Annotated in this window: 21 protein-coding genes; 8 read left to right on the top strand and 13 right to left on the bottom strand. The window is 59.6% G+C overall.

Going from position 1 to position 16,452, the window contains the following annotated elements:
* The first annotated feature begins 121 nt into the window (after window positions 1–121).
* The 4 genes from benA to AEQ67_RS04640 all read left to right on the top strand — a co-directional run bounded on the left by benA (window position 122) and on the right by AEQ67_RS04640 (window position 3,955).
* Window positions 122–1,486, top strand: a complete 1,365-nt coding sequence (benA, locus tag AEQ67_RS04655) for a benzoate 1,2-dioxygenase large subunit (RefSeq protein WP_059402716.1) — start codon at window positions 122–124, stop codon at window positions 1,484–1,486.
* On the top strand, window positions 1,483–1,971 hold the full coding sequence (gene benB / locus AEQ67_RS04650; protein WP_059402715.1) for a benzoate 1,2-dioxygenase small subunit: 489 nt from the start codon (window positions 1,483–1,485) through the stop codon (window positions 1,969–1,971). The genes benA and benB overlap by 4 nt, the downstream gene beginning before the upstream one ends.
* Before the next feature lie 10 nt (window positions 1,972–1,981).
* Window positions 1,982–2,995 carry a benzoate 1,2-dioxygenase electron transfer component BenC gene (gene benC / locus AEQ67_RS04645; protein WP_059402714.1) on the top strand — a complete coding sequence of 338 codons (1,014 nt, stop codon included), beginning with the start codon at window positions 1,982–1,984 and terminating at the stop codon, window positions 2,993–2,995.
* A 186-nt stretch (window positions 2,996–3,181) separates the two neighbouring features.
* Entirely contained in the window at window positions 3,182–3,955 is a 774-nt protein-coding gene (locus AEQ67_RS04640; RefSeq protein WP_059402713.1) for a 1,6-dihydroxycyclohexa-2,4-diene-1-carboxylate dehydrogenase, read from the top strand.
* Between the two features lie 5 nt (window positions 3,956–3,960).
* Here AEQ67_RS04640 and AEQ67_RS04635 read toward each other — a convergent pair whose 3' ends face one another.
* On the bottom strand, window positions 3,961–4,323 hold the full coding sequence (locus AEQ67_RS04635; protein ID WP_059402712.1) for an NUDIX hydrolase: 363 nt from the start codon (window positions 4,321–4,323) through the stop codon (window positions 3,961–3,963).
* A 217-nt stretch (window positions 4,324–4,540) separates the two neighbouring features.
* On the opposite strand from AEQ67_RS04635, the gene AEQ67_RS04630 reads away from it, so the two are divergent.
* On the top strand, window positions 4,541–4,732 hold the full coding sequence (locus AEQ67_RS04630) for an SPOR domain-containing protein (protein WP_059402711.1): 192 nt from the start codon (window positions 4,541–4,543) through the stop codon (window positions 4,730–4,732).
* Window positions 4,733–4,812: 80 nt separating this feature from the next.
* On the opposite strand, the gene osmE is transcribed toward AEQ67_RS04630, so the two are convergent.
* Window positions 4,813–5,163, bottom strand: coding sequence for an osmotically-inducible lipoprotein OsmE (gene osmE / locus AEQ67_RS04625; RefSeq protein WP_059402710.1), 351 nt, complete (start codon window positions 5,161–5,163; stop codon window positions 4,813–4,815).
* A 13-nt stretch (window positions 5,164–5,176) separates the two neighbouring features.
* Window positions 5,177–5,416, bottom strand: coding sequence for a hypothetical protein (locus tag AEQ67_RS04620; RefSeq protein WP_059402709.1), 240 nt, complete (start codon window positions 5,414–5,416; stop codon window positions 5,177–5,179).
* 170 nt (window positions 5,417–5,586) lie between these two features.
* On the opposite strand from AEQ67_RS04620, the gene AEQ67_RS04615 reads away from it, so the two are divergent.
* Both AEQ67_RS04615 and AEQ67_RS04610 read left to right on the top strand, forming a co-directional pair.
* The gene (locus AEQ67_RS04615) at window positions 5,587–5,805 is read left to right on the top strand and encodes a hypothetical protein (RefSeq protein WP_059402924.1); all 219 of its coding nucleotides are present in this window, start codon (window positions 5,587–5,589) and stop codon (window positions 5,803–5,805) included.
* A gap of 57 nt (window positions 5,806–5,862) precedes the next feature.
* Window positions 5,863–6,198: a hypothetical protein gene (locus AEQ67_RS04610; RefSeq protein WP_059402708.1), complete on the top strand. Its 336-nt coding sequence runs from the start codon at window positions 5,863–5,865 to the stop codon at window positions 6,196–6,198.
* A 479-nt stretch (window positions 6,199–6,677) separates the two neighbouring features.
* On the opposite strand, the gene AEQ67_RS04605 is transcribed toward AEQ67_RS04610, so the two are convergent.
* From AEQ67_RS04605 to AEQ67_RS04590, 5 genes are all read right to left on the bottom strand, one after another.
* Complete coding sequence (locus AEQ67_RS04605; RefSeq protein ID WP_059402707.1) at window positions 6,678–8,042, bottom strand: purine-cytosine permease family protein; 1,365 nt, start codon at window positions 8,040–8,042, stop codon at window positions 6,678–6,680.
* Between the two features lie 5 nt (window positions 8,043–8,047).
* A complete protein-coding gene (locus tag AEQ67_RS04600) occupies window positions 8,048–8,725 on the bottom strand; it encodes an isochorismatase family cysteine hydrolase (protein WP_059402706.1) in 678 nt (225 codons plus the stop codon).
* Window positions 8,726–8,817: 92 nt separating this feature from the next.
* On the bottom strand, window positions 8,818–8,970 hold the full coding sequence (locus AEQ67_RS35940; protein WP_177333630.1) for a hypothetical protein: 153 nt from the start codon (window positions 8,968–8,970) through the stop codon (window positions 8,818–8,820).
* A 63-nt stretch (window positions 8,971–9,033) separates the two neighbouring features.
* Window positions 9,034–10,077 (bottom strand): LLM class flavin-dependent oxidoreductase, encoded by a 1,044-nt coding sequence (locus AEQ67_RS04595; RefSeq protein ID WP_059402705.1) that lies wholly within the window; start codon window positions 10,075–10,077, stop codon window positions 9,034–9,036.
* A 165-nt stretch (window positions 10,078–10,242) separates the two neighbouring features.
* Window positions 10,243–10,728: a flavin reductase family protein gene (locus tag AEQ67_RS04590; RefSeq protein WP_056740501.1), complete on the bottom strand. Its 486-nt coding sequence runs from the start codon at window positions 10,726–10,728 to the stop codon at window positions 10,243–10,245.
* Window positions 10,729–11,053: 325 nt separating this feature from the next.
* Between AEQ67_RS04590 and AEQ67_RS04585 the strand changes: the two genes are divergently transcribed.
* Window positions 11,054–12,460: a purine-cytosine permease family protein gene (locus tag AEQ67_RS04585; protein WP_059402704.1), complete on the top strand. Its 1,407-nt coding sequence runs from the start codon at window positions 11,054–11,056 to the stop codon at window positions 12,458–12,460.
* 86 nt (window positions 12,461–12,546) lie between these two features.
* On the opposite strand, the gene AEQ67_RS04580 is transcribed toward AEQ67_RS04585, so the two are convergent.
* From AEQ67_RS04580 to AEQ67_RS04560, 5 genes are all read right to left on the bottom strand, one after another.
* Window positions 12,547–12,771, bottom strand: coding sequence for a hypothetical protein (locus AEQ67_RS04580; RefSeq protein ID WP_059402703.1), 225 nt, complete (start codon window positions 12,769–12,771; stop codon window positions 12,547–12,549).
* 108 nt (window positions 12,772–12,879) lie between these two features.
* The gene (locus AEQ67_RS04575) at window positions 12,880–13,614 is read right to left on the bottom strand and encodes a substrate-binding periplasmic protein (RefSeq protein WP_059402702.1); all 735 of its coding nucleotides are present in this window, start codon (window positions 13,612–13,614) and stop codon (window positions 12,880–12,882) included.
* Between the two features lie 238 nt (window positions 13,615–13,852).
* The gene (locus AEQ67_RS04570; RefSeq protein WP_059402701.1) at window positions 13,853–14,191 is read right to left on the bottom strand and encodes a hypothetical protein; all 339 of its coding nucleotides are present in this window, start codon (window positions 14,189–14,191) and stop codon (window positions 13,853–13,855) included.
* Between the two features lie 161 nt (window positions 14,192–14,352).
* The gene (locus AEQ67_RS04565) at window positions 14,353–15,288 is read right to left on the bottom strand and encodes an MBL fold metallo-hydrolase (protein WP_059402700.1); all 936 of its coding nucleotides are present in this window, start codon (window positions 15,286–15,288) and stop codon (window positions 14,353–14,355) included.
* A 3-nt stretch (window positions 15,289–15,291) separates the two neighbouring features.
* Window positions 15,292–16,323 carry an alpha/beta fold hydrolase gene (locus AEQ67_RS04560; RefSeq protein WP_177333629.1) on the bottom strand — a complete coding sequence of 344 codons (1,032 nt, stop codon included), beginning with the start codon at window positions 16,321–16,323 and terminating at the stop codon, window positions 15,292–15,294.
* Between the last annotated feature and the right edge of the window lie 129 nt (window positions 16,324–16,452).

The following is a 16,452-nucleotide window of genomic DNA, read 5'->3' as shown; positions in this document are numbered from 1 at the left end:
CCTACAGGGGGGGTGTGGGTTTTGCAGTAAACGGATACAGGTCTGCACCCCGCGGATAGTCCACCGCATCCCCCCGTCCTAGCATGGCCCTGCCTGAATAAAAACAATGGAGGCGGCGGCCATGTCCCTGCGACCCGAATACCTTCACTCCCTGCTCGAAGATGACAAAGAACAGGGCATCTATCGCTGCAAGCGCGAGATGTTTACCGACCCGCGACTGTTCGACCTGGAGATGAAACACATCTTCGAAGGCAACTGGCTGTACCTGGCCCACGAAAGCCAGATCCCCAACGTCAACGATTTCTACACCACCACCATGGGGCGCCAGTCGATCTTCATCGCGCGCAACAAGGATGGTGTGCTCAACGCTTTCCTCAACGCCTGCAGCCACCGCGGCGCGACGCTGTGCCGGCACAAGTCCGGCAACAAAAGCTCCTACACTTGCCCGTTCCACGGCTGGACCTTCAACAACTCCGGCAAGCTGCTCAAGGTCAAGGACCCGGCGGCGGCCGGCTACCCGACGAGCTTCAACTGCGAAGGCTCCCACGACCTGACCAAAGTCGCACGGTTCGAATCCTATCGCGGCTTCCTGTTCGGCAGCCTGAAGGCCGATGTGGTGCCGTTGGTCGAGCACCTCGGCGAGTCGGCCAAGATCATCGACATGATTGTCGACCAGTCCGCCGATGGCCTGGAAGTGCTGCGCGGTTCCTCCAGCTACATCTACGAAGGCAACTGGAAACTCACCGCTGAAAACGGCGCCGATGGTTACCACGTCAGCTCGGTGCACTGGAACTACGCCGCCACCCAGAACCAGCGCAAGCAGCGCGAGGCCGGCGACAGCAATCCGACCATGAGCGCCGGCAGCTGGGCCAAGCAGGGCGGTGGTTTCTATTCCTTCGACAAGGGCCACATGCTGCTCTGGACCCGTTGGGCCAACCCGGAGGATCGTCCGCTGTACGAGCGTCGCGATGAACTGGCGCAAGACTTCGGCCGCGCCCGCGCCGACTGGATGATCGAGAACTCGCGCAACCTGTGCCTGTACCCGAACGTGTACCTGATGGACCAGTTCAGTTCGCAGATTCGCATCGCCCGGCCGATCTCGGTCAACCGCACGGAAATCACCATTTATTGCATCGCCCCCAAAGGCGAAAGCGACCACGCCCGTTCGAGCCGGATTCGTCAGTACGAGGATTTCTTCAACGTCAGCGGCATGGCCACTCCGGATGATCTGGAAGAATTCCGCTCCTGCCAGACCAGCTACGAAGGCAGCGTGACCGCGTGGAACGACATGTCCCGTGGCGCCGAGCACTGGGTCGAAGGCGCTGATGAAGCGGCCAAGGAAATCGACTTGCATCCGCTGCTCAGCGGCGTGCGCACCGAAGACGAAGGGTTGTTCGTGCTGCAACACAAGTATTGGCAGCAAACGATGCTCAAGGCGTTGGCCGCTGAACAGCCCGAACTGATTGCAGTGGAGGCCGTGCAATGACCATCACCTATGACGCCGTACGCGATTTTCTCTACCGCGAAGCGCGCTACCTCGACGACAAGCAATGGGACGACTGGCTGGAGCTGTACGCGCCGGACGCCACCTACTGGATGCCGTCCTGGGACGACAACGACGAGTTGACCGAGGACCCGCAACGCGAAATCTCGCTGATCTGGTACGGCAACCGCACCGGCCTGGAAGACCGCATCTTCCGGATCAAGACCGAACGCTCCAGCGCGAGCATTCCGGACACCCGCACCTCCCACAACATCAGCAACATCGAGCTGCTGGAACAGGCCGACGGGCTGTGCAAGGTGCGCTTCAACTGGCACACCCTGAGTTTTCGCTACAAGACCGTCGACAGCTATTTCGGCAGCAGTTTCTACACCCTCGATGTGCGCGGCGAGAACCCGCTGATCAAGGCCAAGAAAGTGATCCTGAAGAACGACTACGTTCGCCAGGTCATCGATGTTTACCACTTGTGAGGCAGCCGTCATGACTCATTCGATCGCGTTCAATTTTGAAGACGGCGTCACTCGGTTCATCGACGCCAACGCCGGCGAAACCGTGGCCGATGCCGCCTACCGCCAGGGCATCAATATTCCGCTGGACTGCCGCGACGGCGCCTGCGGCACCTGCAAGTGTTTCGCCGAGGCCGGCCGCTATGACTTGGGCGAGGAGTACATCGAAGATGCACTCAGCGCGGAAGAGGCCGAGCAAGGTTTTGTCCTGACCTGCCAGATGCGCGCCAAGAGTGATTGCGTGGTTCGCGTGCCAACGTCTTCGGAGGTTTGCCGCACCCGTCAGGCCAGTTACGACGCGACCATCAGCGCCGTGCGCCAGTTGTCCGACAGCACCATCGCGTTGTCGATCAAGGGCGAAGCGCTGAGCAAATTGGCGTTCTTGCCGGGGCAATACGTGAACCTCGCGATTCCCGGCAGCGAGCAGACTCGCGCTTACTCGTTCAGCTCGCTGCAGCGCGATGGTGAAGTCAGTTTCCTGATTCGCAACGTACCCGGCGGCTTGATGAGTAGCTTCCTCACCGGCATGGCCAAGGCTGGCGACAGCATGAACCTGGCCGGGCCGTTGGGCAGTTTCTACCTGCGCGATATCCGTCGACCGCTGTTGCTGTTGGCGGGCGGTACGGGGCTGGCGCCGTTCACCGCGATGCTCGAGAAAATCGCCGAGCAGGGCAGTGCGCATCCGTTGCATTTGATCTACGGCGTGACCAACGATTTCGACCTGGTGGAAATGGATCGACTGGAAGCACTGGCCGCCCGGATTCCTAACTTCAGTTTCAGCGCCTGCGTGGCCAATCCGGACAGCCAGCATCCGCTCAAGGGTTATGTGACCCAGCACATCGAGCCGCAGCATTTGAACGAGGGCGACGTCGATGTCTACCTGTGCGGCCCGCCACCGATGGTCGAAGCGGTCAGCCAGTTCATTCGCGAGCAAGGCATCGCCCCGGCGAATTTCTACTACGAAAAATTTGCCGCCAGCGCGGCTTGAATCGCGCTGTTGTGGGGGGGCGTCATACATCAATGTTGAATCTGGCGACAAATCCTGTGGGAGCGGGCTTGCCCGCGAAGAGGCCAGAACGTTCAACATCAATGTCGACTGCCAAACCGCCATCGCGGGCAAGCCCGCTCCCACAGGACCGTGTTTCGCCTGGTAATCATCCGTCACGAGGTTGGTATGAACAGATTCAAAGACAAAGTTGCGCTGATCACCGGAGCCGCCCAAGGCATTGGTCGGCGGGTGGCCGAACGCATGGCAGCGGAAGGCGCGCAGTTGATCCTGGTCGCCCGCTCCGAGCGGGTGTTCGAGGTGCAAAAGGAGTTGTCGGCGGTGAGCCGGGTGCCCGCCCTGACCGCCGATCTTGAGCAATACAGCGAATGCAGCCGCGTGATGCAAACCGCCGTCGAGCGTTTTGGTCGCCTGGATGTGCTGGTCAACAACGTCGGCGGGGCGATCTGGACCAAACCGTTCGAACACTACGAAGCCGAGCAGATCGAAGCCGAAGTCCGTCGTTCGCTGTTCCCGACGTTGTGGTGCTGCCATGCCGCGCTGCCCTTTATGCTGGAGCAGGGGAGCGGCGCCATCGTCAACGTTTCGTCGATTGCCACGCGCAGCGTCAATCGCGTGCCGTACGGCGCGGCGAAGGGCGGGGTCAATGCGTTGACCGCATGCCTGGCCTTCGAAACCGCCGGTCGTGGCGTGCGGGTCAATGCCACTGCGCCCGGTGGCACGGAGGCGCCGCCACGGGTCATTCCGCGCAACAGCGCCGAGCAAAGCGCGCAGGAAAAGGTCTGGGATCAGCAGATCGTCGACCAGACACTCGACAGCAGTTTGATGAAGCGCTACGGCACACTGGGTGAACAGGCGAGCGCCATTCTGTTTCTGGCCAGTGACGAAGCGTCCTACATCACCGGCATGATCATGCCCGTCGGTGGTGGGGACCAGGGCTGAACCGCCTACAAGCGACGCCGAAACGCTTTGACGATCTGGAGCGTGGCGTCGCCGGGCTTCAGATTGTGTACCGTGTCCAGCGGGTGCCACACGCAATCGAAGATTTCATTCAGCGGCTGTGCCTGATCCAGATTCACCACCGATGCCTCATAAACGTGGTGCCGAGTGTCGCCTGACTCCAGTTCCATGAGGTACAGCAATCCGTCAACCAACAGCCCGGTTTCTTCGCGAAGCTCCCGAATGGCGGCATCAGCAATGGTTTCGCCGCGCTCGACCTTTCCGCCGGGCAGCGTCCAGCGACACCTGGCCTTGCGCACCAGGAGAATATGCCGGTCGTGCTCGCAAATAACGGTTGCGCGTACTTTCATGTGTTACCTGATTGGCGTTTGTCACGGTATTGTCATAAAAATGCAATATTCAGGCCGGCTATTTTTAGCGCTATTTGGGTAGTTGGAGGGGGAAGAGGGGCGAAAAGTGCGATCGAATGCCAGAATCCTGTCGCGACGTCTGGTCTGCACCTTGGCGAAGGGTAGGTGTAAGGTAGGCGAGTCGATACTGGATATCACTGCCGAAATGGAGGTGACTATGAGCGTTCCGATTCTGAACAAGATGCACATGAACGGCTATGACGTACTCAGCGTGAACAACGGCCCGTGGCGGGTCTGCACCAAAGGTGACCGGCTGGGGGCTTTTCGCAGCAGAGAGGAAGCACTGGCCTATGCCGCGTCCCTTCCTGCCTACAGAGCCAGGATGAGTGAACCGTCACGCAGTCAGTAATGGCTGAGCCCGCTTGTTAGCCTCGGTATGTCCGGGGCTTTTTTGTGCCTGGGGGAGCGAGAAAGCGTTCTCCCTGCCGGTCAATAACCACCGCCGCCGCTGCGCGAAGGCTCTCTGGCTCTTTGCTGCGTCGCACTCCATTCCGCGCAGGTCATGAAGCTGGTATGGTCGACCTGGCCCCGGCCATTGAAGCTGACGTTGAATGGCTTGTGCTGGCCAGCCTGGGTCAGCTTGTAGTCAAAGCACGTGCCCGGTTCCACTGTACGATCCGTCACGGACAGAGGCTGACCGCCGATCTGCTGGACTTGCTCCTTGCTCATGCCGCTCTCGACTTTCGCGACCAGCGGCTGGTTTCGATAAACGCTTGAGTCGGTGCTGCAGCCACCCGCCGCTGTCAGTACGACGATCAGCGCGCACAGAGGCTTGTTCATGGCAGCGCTCCCGCTAGTGAGCCTTGTTTCGAGTTATCGCCTTGGCCTTCACTTCCTCGGCATAACCCTTCAGTCGATCTTCATCTCCCTGAAACAAATCGCATAGCTTCATCGCTGCTTGCGCATCCACTTCATTACCGGCCAGGCGCAATTGCTCCGCGATGCGCAAAAGCTCTCCCGCCGACCATCGCAGATCCGACGCCACGCCTTGCAGGTCGCGCCGAAGTTCGTTTTCGGATTCGTTAAGCCACATGATGACCTCCTGCCAATCTCTGCTACAAAATAGTAGTCCCATTTCGCCGGATAGGCCGTGATGTTCGTCTGATCCGCCGCTCGTGCCTTCTGTCGGAAAGATCAGCGCACACGCGCAGATCTGATGTCGTACTGAAGTAGTGAATGTTCGCTAGGGCGAGGCAACTTCAAATGACGACTACCGATGACTTCCGGTTTCACGCTCATGAGCTGATGGTTGATCTGGACGCGGCCACGACGGAAATGATGAAACTGATTTCTGCACATCAACTGAGCGGCCCGGAATGGGAGCGTGTCACGCAATGGCAGCATGAAGCGTACGAAAGATGGATGACTTATTTGAACGAGCGCTCATATCCGGATCCCGGCGACGTTAATGCCCCTCGCTGAGATGGATGTCTGGGCGGCGACGCGCTACATTTTCGGTTTTCGGGATAAGGAAGCGTTATGCGGATGTTGATCGGGGGAGCACTGCTTGCTTTGCTGGCGGGTTGTTCGTTGCCCGCCTCACTGGTGCCAGGTGAGCCGAATGTCAGCAAGTACAGCGAGAAACCGCCCAAAGAATATGCCGCGTGTGTGCTGCCGGCGTGGCAGAAGGAAATCCCCAAAACGGCGCAGACCGCGATTTCCAACGGTTACAGAATCACGGCACCGAGCATCATCACGGCCGACGAAATTGTGGATATCGTGAAGTCGAAGGATGGCAGCCGGGTGTCACTGTATCAGGGACCGCCCTGGGCCAAATCAGACGCAATGCGCAAGGCCGTGCGCGACTGTTTGTAAGCACTAGCCGGAAAGATCTGTCACCTGAATGAGCGGGTCGCCATTGGCCTGCTCGTGGGTGCTGCCTTTCTTTTCCCGACGATCGCTCATCCGATTTACCCACCGGCAGCTGACCGTGTATCTGCGCTGGCTTCTGCGGATCCGTTGATTCCTGTTGCCTGACTATCGGCTGGCTTGCTAACAATCCCGTCCTGAGCTTCGTGGACGGGATTGTTTGCGTTTATGCAGGTCAACCTTAAAAATAGTGTGGATATTTAATAGGTTAGAAGATTAAGTAACTGAATGGTGAATCAAAATATCTTGTTACACGCCGAAATATTCCGTAATATTCGCCCCGCGTTCACCACCACGGTTTATGCATTTTTAAGTCCCAGGCGTCCATCAGCTGCCTGGGATTTTTTTTTGCCTGACATTCAGCCGTGCACACTGTCAGTGGACCGCTGATGATCTCGGAACAGGCACGCGATCAGATGCCTGATCTACGGCATCGCTTGGCCCACCGCCGGCGCACGCTTGGCGAGCTTCATTAATCCGTAGTAGCTCAGGGCCGGCACCAGCAGCCCGACGATCCATGCCAGGTCCACACCGTCCAGCGCGGTAGCCACCGGGCCGACGTACAGCGTGGTGTTCATGAACGGAATTTCCAGGGCAATCGCCAGCACGAAACTGCCGCAGGCAATCCAGTTGATGCGCCCATAAATCCCGTTCAGGTCGAAGATGTCTTCGATCCGGTACTGACCTTTGCGCAGGCAGTAGTAGTCCACCAGATTGATCGCCGTCCAGGGAATCAGGAAGTAGCTCATAAAGAAAATGAAGTTGAGGAAGAAGTTGATGAAATCGTCCTGACTGATGGTGCACAAGGCCGTGGCGACCAGACTAATCACCAGCATGAACAGGCCGCGTACCCGAGGCGTTACTTTGAGTCGGGCAAAGGGTTCGATCACGGTGATGGTCGACATGAAAGCGCCGTACAGGTTGAAGACATTGATCGACACCTGGCCATAGAGGATGAACGCGAACAGCAGCAGCGCGCCGCTACCAAACAGCCCGGCGACATGGCTGCCGACGTTGCTGGAAAAGTCGCCGATCCCGACGCTGAGGATCGCCCCGAGAATCATCATCCATGCACCGCCGCTGACCGTGCCGGCGTAGCTGTACCAGAACACCTGGGCGGTCGGCGTGCTGCTTGGCAGGTAGCGTGAATAGTCGGCGACATACGGCGCATAGGACAGTTGCCAGGTGACGGCAATGCTCACGGCCACCAGAAACTTCGACAGAGAGAAACCCGTCGGCAGCCATTGTTCGGCCGGGATCGGCAGTTGCAAGGCGAGCACCGTTGCGGCGATGAACACCAACAGCGAAAGCAGCGACAGCAACTTCTGCAGCCGATGGATCAGGCGATAGCCATACAGCGCGACGACGAAGCACAACGCGCCAATCAGGTAGATGTTGCCGGTGGCAGGCAGCGGGCTGACCGACTCCAGCGCCTGGGCGGCGAGCAAGGTGTTGCTGACAAAGAAGCCCAGGTAGATGAGCATCACGAACAGCAGCGGCAACACCGCCCCGAGTACGCCGAACTGGGCCCGGCTCTGGATCATCTGCGGGATGCCGAGTTTCGGTCCCTGGGCCGAATGAGAGGCCATGAAAATCGCCCCCAGCAGCGAGCCGAGAATGATCGCCACAGCGCTCCAGAACAGATTAAGCCCCATGACCACCGGCAACACGCCAGAGGCGATAGTGGTGATGTTCATGTTGGCGCCGAACCAGATGAAAAACAGCGAGCCAGGTTGACCATGACGCTCGGCTTCAGGAATGAAATCGATGCTTCTTTTTTCGACTTGCATGGCGATCACTCCTGAGTCCGGGCGAGGTGGGTGTGCAAACGGGCGATGGTGTTTTCGAACTCGTGGGGCTGATGGGCGAAAGCGTCCGGGCAGTCGGGAGCCAGGCTCAGATAGTCGCGGCTTTCCAGGGCTCGCAGGCATTGGGCGCAGCTTAGGATTTCCAGGGAATAGACCCAGTTGGCCATGATCAACAGCGCCGAGTAGTGTCCCGCCAGGGTGGTCGTGGTGCAGGCGTCGCTGACCAGGCGAATGTGATAACCCAGGGCGAAGGCATCGAACACCGTGCTGAGCACGCAGACATCGGTCAACACGCCGCTGACGATCAGGGTGTCGATTTCAAGTGTCTTCAGCCGGGCATCGAGGTCGGTGCGGTGGAAGGCGCTGTAGCGGCCCTTGTCGATAATCAGCTCATCCGGCTGCGGTGCCAGGCACTCGATGATTTGCACTTGCCGGGTGCCGGCGCGATAACTGCTCGGGCCGCCGTCGGCCGCTCGCGGTTCACCACGCGGCAGGTCACGACCGTCGGCTTTATTGATGTGGCGGGTATAGATGACGGGCACCCGCTGACGGCGGGCGGTATCGAGCAGGGCGGCCGTATGGCTGACCACGGTGTCGAGGTTTTCCAGGACGAAACCGTCCTCTTGTTGCATGTCGATGATCAACAGCGCGTTTTTATTGTTCATTGAGCAAACCTGATCATGAGCCGAAGCACAATGCACCGCACACGCCCCGCGATGACGGGACCTGAGGTGCGTGGAGTTCTGTTCGGGTGGGCTCAGTGAACTATTTGCCAGAAGCCGTTCTGCTTGGCGGAAACGCTGGCGCGCAGGCGCTTGAAATGCAGGTGCGAAGCGCTCCATTCGCCGCGCAGGTAAGCCTGCTCGGCGCCGGAGGAAGGGGCGAGTGATGGGCGGCGATCGTTCAGCATGGGAATCGACCCTACACGTCAGTCAGGCCCCCAGGCTTCGCGTCCGGGGGCAGGGTGATGGACTCAGCGAAACGCTGGCACCACGTGTTTGATAAACAGCTCCAGGGATTTTTTCTTCTCCGCGTGGGGCAAGCTGTTATCGCACCAGAAGCTGAATTCGTCGACGCCCAGTTCCTGGTAATACTTGATGCGCGGAATGATTTCTTCCGGGGTGCCGATCATGGCGGTCCTGTGCAGACTCTCCAGTTCGAACTCAGGGCGCGCGGCGAATTTCTCTTCCGGGCTTGGCGCCAGGAAGCCGTTGACCGGCACTTCCTTATTGCCGAACCAGGCGTCGAAGGTGCGGTAGAAACGCGAGATCGCCTTGGCCCCGACTTTCCAGCCTTCCGGGTCATCGACGGCGTGAACGTGAGTGTGGCGCAGTACCATCAGTTGCGGGCGCGGTACGTCCGGGTTGTTGTCCAGGGCGGTCTGGAACTTGTTCTTCAGGTCGAGGACCTCTTCGTCGCCCTTCATCAGCGGCGTGACCATGACGTTGCAGCCGTTGGCCACGGCAAAGTTGTGCGAGTCCGGGTCGCGCGCGGCGATCCACATCGGCGGATTGGGCTTCTGGATCGGCTTGGGCACGCTGGTGGAGGTCGGAAATTTCCAGATATCGCCGTCGTGGGCGTAATCGCCTTGCCACAGCGCGCGGACCACCGGAACCATCTCACGCAATGCCTGGCCGCCAGACGAGGCGGGCATGCCGCCGGCCATGCGGTCGAATTCGACCTGATAGGCACCGCGGGCCAGGCCGACTTCCATGCGACCGTTGCTGATCACGTCGAGCAACGCGCACTCGCCGGCCACCCGCAACGGGTGCCAGAACGGCGCAATGATGGTGCCGGCGCCGAGGTGAATGGTGGTGGTCTTGGCTGCGAGGTAAGCCAACAGCGGCATCGGGCTAGGCGAGATGGTGTATTCCATGGCGTGGTGTTCGCCGATCCAGACCGTGCTGAAACCACCGGCCTCGGCCATCAGGGTCAGTTCGGTCAAGTCTTCGAACAGCTGACGGTGGCTGACGCTTTCGTCCCAACGTTCCATGTGCACGAACAGGGAAAACTTCATGACGCTTACCTCGGATCTTTGTTGTTTTGTTGGTATGCCCTAACACGGCATATTTGCAAAAGGGTTATCTTGGAAAGATCAAAAGATCGCAGCCTGCGGCAGCTCCTGCATTCTAGCGGCGTACACCTGTAGGCGCTGCCGCAGGCTGCGATCTTTGTTGTCGAATCAGGCGAGAACGGGCAGGGCGCCCATTTTGCCGTGGCAATACACCAGTGGCCCGGCGTTCTGTTGGGGCACGATCAGGTTCTTCACTGCACCGACCATGATGGCGTGGTCGCCGCCTTCATATTCGCGCCACAACTCGCATTCGATCACTGCGGTGGCATTGGCCAGAATCGGGTTGCCCAGTTCGCTCAAGGTCCATTCGATGCCTTGGGCCTTGTCTTTGCCTTTACGGGCGAACGCATACGCTTCGCTCTGCTGGCCGCCGGACAGGACGTGAATGGCAAAGCGTTTGTTTTTGATCAGCACCGGGTAGGAATCGGAGCTGTAGTTGGGGCAGAACAGCACCAGGGCCGGGTCCATGGACAGCGAACTGAAGGCGCTGGCGGTCAGGCCGACGATTTGACCGTCGTCATCCAGCGTGGTGATCACGGTCACACCGGACGGAAACGAACCCATCACTTGTTTGTAGATGGCGGCATCGATCATGGGACGGTCCTCTGGCGATGTAACGTGAATTCTTATGGGTTTGTAGGTCTGATGGTATACCGTAATACATAGTTTGCAAGGGCTTTTTCTGTGAACCGATAAACGTGCATATTCGGTCTTAAAGTCAATGTTTACGGGGCTTTACGCTAGGCATGGCGTGCTTTTAGGCGGCAGGATTGCCGATCAGCGGGGTGTTAAAAAACCGGATCAGTCTTGTGAAAATGTTGGAATACCATAATATGGCTCGCATCTGAGCGGGTGCCATCGAGTACCCCCGGTTTGGCTTCGTACAACTATAAGATCAGACAAACTAGAGTTCACGCACATGTCCGAGATGTCCCGGCAAGACCCCCTGATCGAGAATCACACGGTCGACTACGTCCCCCTCGCAGAGCGCCACGGGAAGGCCCGCGATCTTTTCACCTTATGGTTCAGCACCAACATCGCGCCACTGCCCATCGTCACCGGTGCCATGGTGGTTCAGGTGTTTCATCTCGACCTGTTCTGGGGATTGCTGGCGATTGCGCTCGGGCATATGGTCGGCGGCCTGGTGATTGCCCTCGCGTCGGCACAAGGCCCGCGCATGGGGATTCCGCAGATGGTCCAGAGCCGTGGCCAGTTCGGTCGTTTTGGTGCGCTGCTGATCGTGTTTTTCGCGGCGATCATCTACATCGGTTTTTTCATCTCCAACATCGTGCTTGCGGGCAAGTCGATTGTCGGCATCGCGCCTTCAGTTCCGGTATCCGCGAGCATCCTCATGGGCGCCCTCGGCGCCACTGCAATCGGGGTGATCGGCTACCGCTTCATTCACACCCTTAATCGTATCGGCACCTGGGTCATGGGCAGCGCCTTGCTCGCTGGCTTCCTTTACATCTTTGCCCATGATCTGCCGGCGGACTTTTTCAGTCGTGGCGGTTTCAATCTGTCTGGCTGGTTGGCGACGGTATCGCTGGGGATCATCTGGCAGATCAGCTTTTCGCCTTATGTGTCGGATTACTCGCGTTACCTGCCGGCGGATATCGGTATTGCCCGTCCGTTTTTTGCCACTTATCTGGGGGCAACGCTGGGTACTATTCTGTCGTTTACCTTTGGCGCGGTCGCGGTGCTGGCGACCCCGGAAGGCACCGAGGCAATGGCTGCTGTGAAGCAGTCCACCGGCTGGTTGGGGCCTATTCTGATGGTGCTGTTTTTGCTCAATATCATCAGCCACAACGCCTTGAATCTGTACGGCGCGGTGCTGTCGATCATCACCTCGATCCAGACCTTCGCCAGCCAGTGGACGCCGAGCATCAAGGTTCGCGTGGTGTTGTCGAGTGGGGTGCTGGCGGGGTGCTGTGTGGTGGCGCTGGGCGCTTCGGCGGATTTCATCTCGCAGTTCATCGGGTTGATTCTGGCGTTGTTACTGGTGCTGGTGCCTTGGGCGTCGATCAACCTGATTGACTTCTACCTGATCAAGCGCGGCAGCTACGACATCGCCTCGATTTTCCGTGCGGACGGCGGGATTTACGGGCGTTTCAACCTGCATGCGATTGTTGCGTATTTCATCGGGATTATCGTGCAACTGCCGTTTGCCAATACGTCGTTATATGTCGGGCCTTACGCCAACCTTGTCGACGGCGCGGACCTGTCGTGGCTGGTAGGGTTGCTGGTGACGTGTCCGCTCTACTATTGCCTGGCGACCCGTGGCCAGGCGCAGGAAAGCCGGGCCGTGCGGCTGGGTTACACCGACTAAGTCCTGCCTCGGCTTCACAAACGAGAACCCCCGGATAGACAGGATCTACCCGGGGGTTCTTGTTGATAGCGGCACAAAGCCGTTAATCAATAACGCTGATACTTCGAACCAAACTCAGGACGATTTTCAGCGACGTACAGTTTGCTTGCCTGGCTGTCTTTGTGATCAACGCCGACGGTGTTCACGTTCAGCGTGGCCGGTTGGCTGACTTTCACGGCTGCCACGACTTGCGAGGTGGCGTGGGGTGCGGCAATGGCCGATGTAGCGCCAAGAACCGACAGGGCGAAACCAAGACCGATGATGCTTTTCATGATGTTGCTCCAGAAGAGTGGGGAGAAGATGTGGCCACTCTAGGGCTGGCGCGTCGCAATGAAAAAGCACCCTTGCGCATAGTTGTTATCGAGCGCGTTGATCCACCGTCAGCGCGGCGTGTTGTCGCTTAGCCAGCGCTGCTTGAGTTGTTCCAGACGGCCGTCACGGTTCATCTCGTCCAGTGCCTGTTGCCAACGCGCCACCTGTCGCGCATCGGTTTGCGGGGAAAACGCGATGTACGTGCCTTGTTTCATCAGCGGCATCTGATAGTGCAACTGGCTGGGCGCCAACCCTTCTTCGCGCGCCAGGGTGGCGATGGAGAGGGTGTCGGCCACCACAAATTCGGTGCGGCCCAGTCGCGCCAGACGCATCATTTGCTCGGGCGTTTCCACGCCGTAGACATTGTTCAAACCCTGCTGTTGCAAGTAACCGTAGGCCAGCCATTTTCGCGGGACGGCGATACGACCAAGGCTCGCGGCTTGCTGCAAACTGCGTACGGGTTGCTGAGCATTGTCAGCGGAATAGAGCGCGGTTTCCACGTCCATCAGCGGTCCGACCCACTGGTACTGGGCCTCGCGCTCGGGCGTGCGCATCACGGTGAACACGCCGGTGGCAGGTTCGGTCGTGGCGATGTGCAAGGCGCGCAGCAACGGGACTTGTTGCAGATGCACCTGGTCGCCGGCGCGTTCGGCCAGCGCGTGCACCACATCCACGCCAAACCCCACCAACTCGCTGCCTTGCTGAAAATGCAGGGGAGGATGGTTGTCGGTGAGCATGTTCAGATCGGCGGCGACCGCGGTGAATGTCAGGAAGAACAACAGGCAACCGACATAGCGCTTCATGAATCGTCCTTGATGAAATGAAGCGCAAATCTTAGTACGAGCGTGCAGCACCTGTCCCGAGAAATTGTCGGACTATTGCGTCAGATCTCAGGACTGCCGGTGATTGCCCGGCCGACAAATAACCCCTGTGGGAGCGAGCAAGCTCGCGAAAGCGGTGTGACATCCAGCATGGATGTCTGCTGACACTCCGCCTTCGCGAGCAAGCTCGCTCCCACAGTTGATCTTGGTGGCTTCGTGATCAGTACCGCTGATATTTCGAACCGAACTCGGCGCGGTTCTCGGCAACGATCACACCGCCGCGTACGGCGTTGCTCGGGCTGGTCAGGGCGACACGTTCGCGCAGTTCTTGCAGACGGTCGGCACCGCCCTCGGCAACGCGGTTCTCGATCAGGCGGTCGGAACCCCCTTCGGCGACACGTTCACGCAGCTCTTGCAGGCGATCGGCACCGCCTTCCACCAGCAGTTGCTGGACCGGGCTGTGGGATTCAGTGCTGGCCGTGGCCAGGTTCGACAGGCCGAGACCGCCTACCAGTGCCAAGCCGAGTGCCAGGGACGAGACTTTCGAGAAGTTGAACATGGGTGATTCTCCGTGCGCTTTAGTTTGAGTGGGTCAGTAGCTGCTGCTATCTGGTGTTCACAGTTAAACGCTCGGGTGTATCGCTGATGTGTGCGCGAATGCCACGAAATCGGGGTTTGCGTATCTGTCGCGGGTTCTTATACAGACGGATACAAAACGGTTTACGGCTGAATGCGCAAGCCATCCTCGGCGAACTGCACCGGACCGTGGTAGCTGTGGCGGATGGATTGAGTCACGGCGTCACGGGACTCATCGATGTCTCGCGACAGATGGCTGAGCAACAGGCTCGACACGTCGGCGGCGGCGCTGATGTTGCCGATGTCGCCCGGCGCTGTGTGCAACGCGTAAAGCGCTGGCGGCGAGTCGGGTGGATCCAGTACAGCGGCATTGAACACCAGTAAATCCGAGCCCTTGGCAATGCGCGTCAGCGCGGCGTGGCCATGGGCGTCGATGTCACCGCTGAAGGTGATGCTTTTGCCTTTGTAGTCGACGCGATAGATCACGGCCGGGGCGTCGCGGGGATGGCCGGCCACCGCAGTGATCAGCAGGCCGTCCTCGCTGAGAATGGTTTTGGCGGTCGTGGCGTTATCAATGTCAGTGGTGTCGAACGCCACGGTCCCGGCGAAATCCTGCAAGTAACTGAAGGCGCCGTCCTTGCCGAACATCAGGTCGATGTAATGGCGGGTGGGAGGGAAGGGGGGAGCAGCACCTGGCCCGAAGACCTGGAAATCGATAGCGGACCGTGACGCCACGGCCCGCGCCTTGACGATGCCCGGCAGTTCCGCCACGTGATCGACATGCAGGTGCGTCAGCAGCACGATGTCCAGGTAGCGAATATCGAGCTGCGCTTCACCCAATCGCACGAACGTCCCCGGTCCGGCATCCAGCAGAATTCGCGGAGTGCCGTCGAGCAGCACCACGTACCCGGCGCCGGCCCGGCCGCCAGCGCCCGGCCCGCCCGAGCCGAGCACGAGTAACTCCAGCGGCGCCTGGCCCGGTTCCGCCGCCCGGGCACTTTTGGTGTCGACACTGACGCAAAGCACCGCCGCCAGTAACAACCCCATGGCAAACCGCAGCAAGTCGGACAGGGAAATCATCGCTTACAGCGCCGCGACATCAATCACCGCATCGGCAAACGCTTGTGGTGCTTCCTGGGGCAGGTTGTGCCCCGCATTCGGCACCTGACGGGGAATACGTTTGCCGGTGAATCGCTTGGCCGTGGCCGAGCCATCGCTGGCCGGGTAGTTGCCGTCGGTGAGGCCATCGAGGGTGATCGCTGGCTGGGTGATCGGCGGCAGGGCGGCCAGGCGTTTTTCGATGTCGACGTAGGCCGGATAACCGTCAGCCAGGCCGAGGCGATGGCGGTAGGAGTGAATCACCACATCGACGTAATCCGGGTTGTTGAAATGGACGGCGGTGCGCGCCAGGGTCGCGTCGTCGAACGCCCAGGCCGGCGAGTTGCGGGTCCAGATGACTTTGGCGATGCCGGACGGATCGGCGGTCAGGCCGAGGCGGCCGCGTTCGGTCTGGAAGTAATACTGATACCACAGGCCCGATTCGATTTTTGCCGGGATCGGCGCCGTGGCGTGGGCGATGTCCTGCACCAGGTAGCTGTTGACGCTCACCAGCCCGGTGCAGCGTTCCGGCCAGAGCGCGGCGGCGACACAGGCTGCGCGGCCGCCCCAGTCGAAACCGGCGAACACGGCGGTCTTGATGTTCAGGGCGTCCATCAAGGCGATCACGTCGTCGCCGATGGCGCCTTGCTGGCCGGCACGCGGCGTGGCCGGGCCGATGAAACGGGTGGTGCCATGGCCGCGCAGGTGCGGCACGATCACCCGGAAACCGCGAGCAGCGAGAATCGGTGCGACTTCTTCGAAGCTCTGAATGCTGTACGGATAACCGTGCAGCAACAGCACCACCGGGCCGGTTTTCGGGCCGGCCTCGTAGTAACCGATGTCGAGGACGCCAGCGCGGATCTGCTTGATCGGTGTCAGTGCAGCAGCGGGTTTGGCCGGCGTTGTTGCCGCTTGGGCTGTACCGATGCTGAGCAAGTTGCTCGCGGCAAGGCTCGCCGCACCGATACCGGCGATTTGCAGGAAATGCCGGCGTTTGGTGTTGATGGGGTCTGTCATGGGGGAACACTCAACCTGTGATGGGCAATGTGCACAGTTGAGCGCAGCGACGTATCTGGCCTGTTTCAAAATTTCCGTCGAGTTAAAGCGCTTGTATCCCAAGGCCTCCCAGACACACTGCAATACACA

It is taken from the genome of Pseudomonas sp. RIT-PI-q (assembly GCF_001297125.1).
Classification (GTDB): Bacteria; Pseudomonadota; Gammaproteobacteria; order Pseudomonadales; family Pseudomonadaceae; genus Aquipseudomonas.
This window is presented reverse-complemented; position numbering and strand designations above follow the sequence as displayed.

Bases quoted from the DNA above. Each gene is read 5' to 3' on its own strand.
- AEQ67_RS04585 (WP_059402704.1), top strand. From the start codon at position 11,054: ATGTCCGAGATGTCCCGGCAAGACCCCCTGATCGAGAATCACACGGTC.
- AEQ67_RS04635 (WP_059402712.1), bottom strand. From the start codon at position 4,323: ATGAAAGTACGCGCAACCGTTATTTGCGAGCACGACCGGCATATTCTC.
- osmE (WP_059402710.1), bottom strand. From the start codon at position 5,163: ATGAACAAGCCTCTGTGCGCGCTGATCGTCGTACTGACAGCGGCGGGT.
- AEQ67_RS04600 (WP_059402706.1), bottom strand. From the start codon at position 8,725: ATGAACAATAAAAACGCGCTGTTGATCATCGACATGCAACAAGAGGAC.
- AEQ67_RS04565 (WP_059402700.1), bottom strand. From the start codon at position 15,288: ATGATTTCCCTGTCCGACTTGCTGCGGTTTGCCATGGGGTTGTTACTG.
- AEQ67_RS35940 (WP_177333630.1), bottom strand. From the start codon at position 8,970: ATGCTGAACGATCGCCGCCCATCACTCGCCCCTTCCTCCGGCGCCGAG.
- benC (WP_059402714.1), top strand. From the start codon at position 1,982: ATGACTCATTCGATCGCGTTCAATTTTGAAGACGGCGTCACTCGGTTC.
- benA (WP_059402716.1), top strand. From the start codon at position 122: ATGTCCCTGCGACCCGAATACCTTCACTCCCTGCTCGAAGATGACAAA.
- AEQ67_RS04620 (WP_059402709.1), bottom strand. From the start codon at position 5,416: ATGTGGCTTAACGAATCCGAAAACGAACTTCGGCGCGACCTGCAAGGC.
- AEQ67_RS04575 (WP_059402702.1), bottom strand. From the start codon at position 13,614: ATGAAGCGCTATGTCGGTTGCCTGTTGTTCTTCCTGACATTCACCGCG.
- AEQ67_RS04640 (WP_059402713.1), top strand. From the start codon at position 3,182: ATGAACAGATTCAAAGACAAAGTTGCGCTGATCACCGGAGCCGCCCAA.
- benB (WP_059402715.1), top strand. From the start codon at position 1,483: ATGACCATCACCTATGACGCCGTACGCGATTTTCTCTACCGCGAAGCG.
- AEQ67_RS04580 (WP_059402703.1), bottom strand. From the start codon at position 12,771: ATGAAAAGCATCATCGGTCTTGGTTTCGCCCTGTCGGTTCTTGGCGCT.
- AEQ67_RS04590 (WP_056740501.1), bottom strand. From the start codon at position 10,728: ATGATCGATGCCGCCATCTACAAACAAGTGATGGGTTCGTTTCCGTCC.
- AEQ67_RS04570 (WP_059402701.1), bottom strand. From the start codon at position 14,191: ATGTTCAACTTCTCGAAAGTCTCGTCCCTGGCACTCGGCTTGGCACTG.
- AEQ67_RS04630 (WP_059402711.1), top strand. From the start codon at position 4,541: ATGAGCGTTCCGATTCTGAACAAGATGCACATGAACGGCTATGACGTA.
- AEQ67_RS04605 (WP_059402707.1), bottom strand. From the start codon at position 8,042: ATGCAAGTCGAAAAAAGAAGCATCGATTTCATTCCTGAAGCCGAGCGT.
- AEQ67_RS04610 (WP_059402708.1), top strand. From the start codon at position 5,863: ATGCGGATGTTGATCGGGGGAGCACTGCTTGCTTTGCTGGCGGGTTGT.
- AEQ67_RS04615 (WP_059402924.1), top strand. From the start codon at position 5,587: ATGACGACTACCGATGACTTCCGGTTTCACGCTCATGAGCTGATGGTT.
- AEQ67_RS04560 (WP_177333629.1), bottom strand. From the start codon at position 16,323: ATGACAGACCCCATCAACACCAAACGCCGGCATTTCCTGCAAATCGCC.
- AEQ67_RS04595 (WP_059402705.1), bottom strand. From the start codon at position 10,077: ATGAAGTTTTCCCTGTTCGTGCACATGGAACGTTGGGACGAAAGCGTC.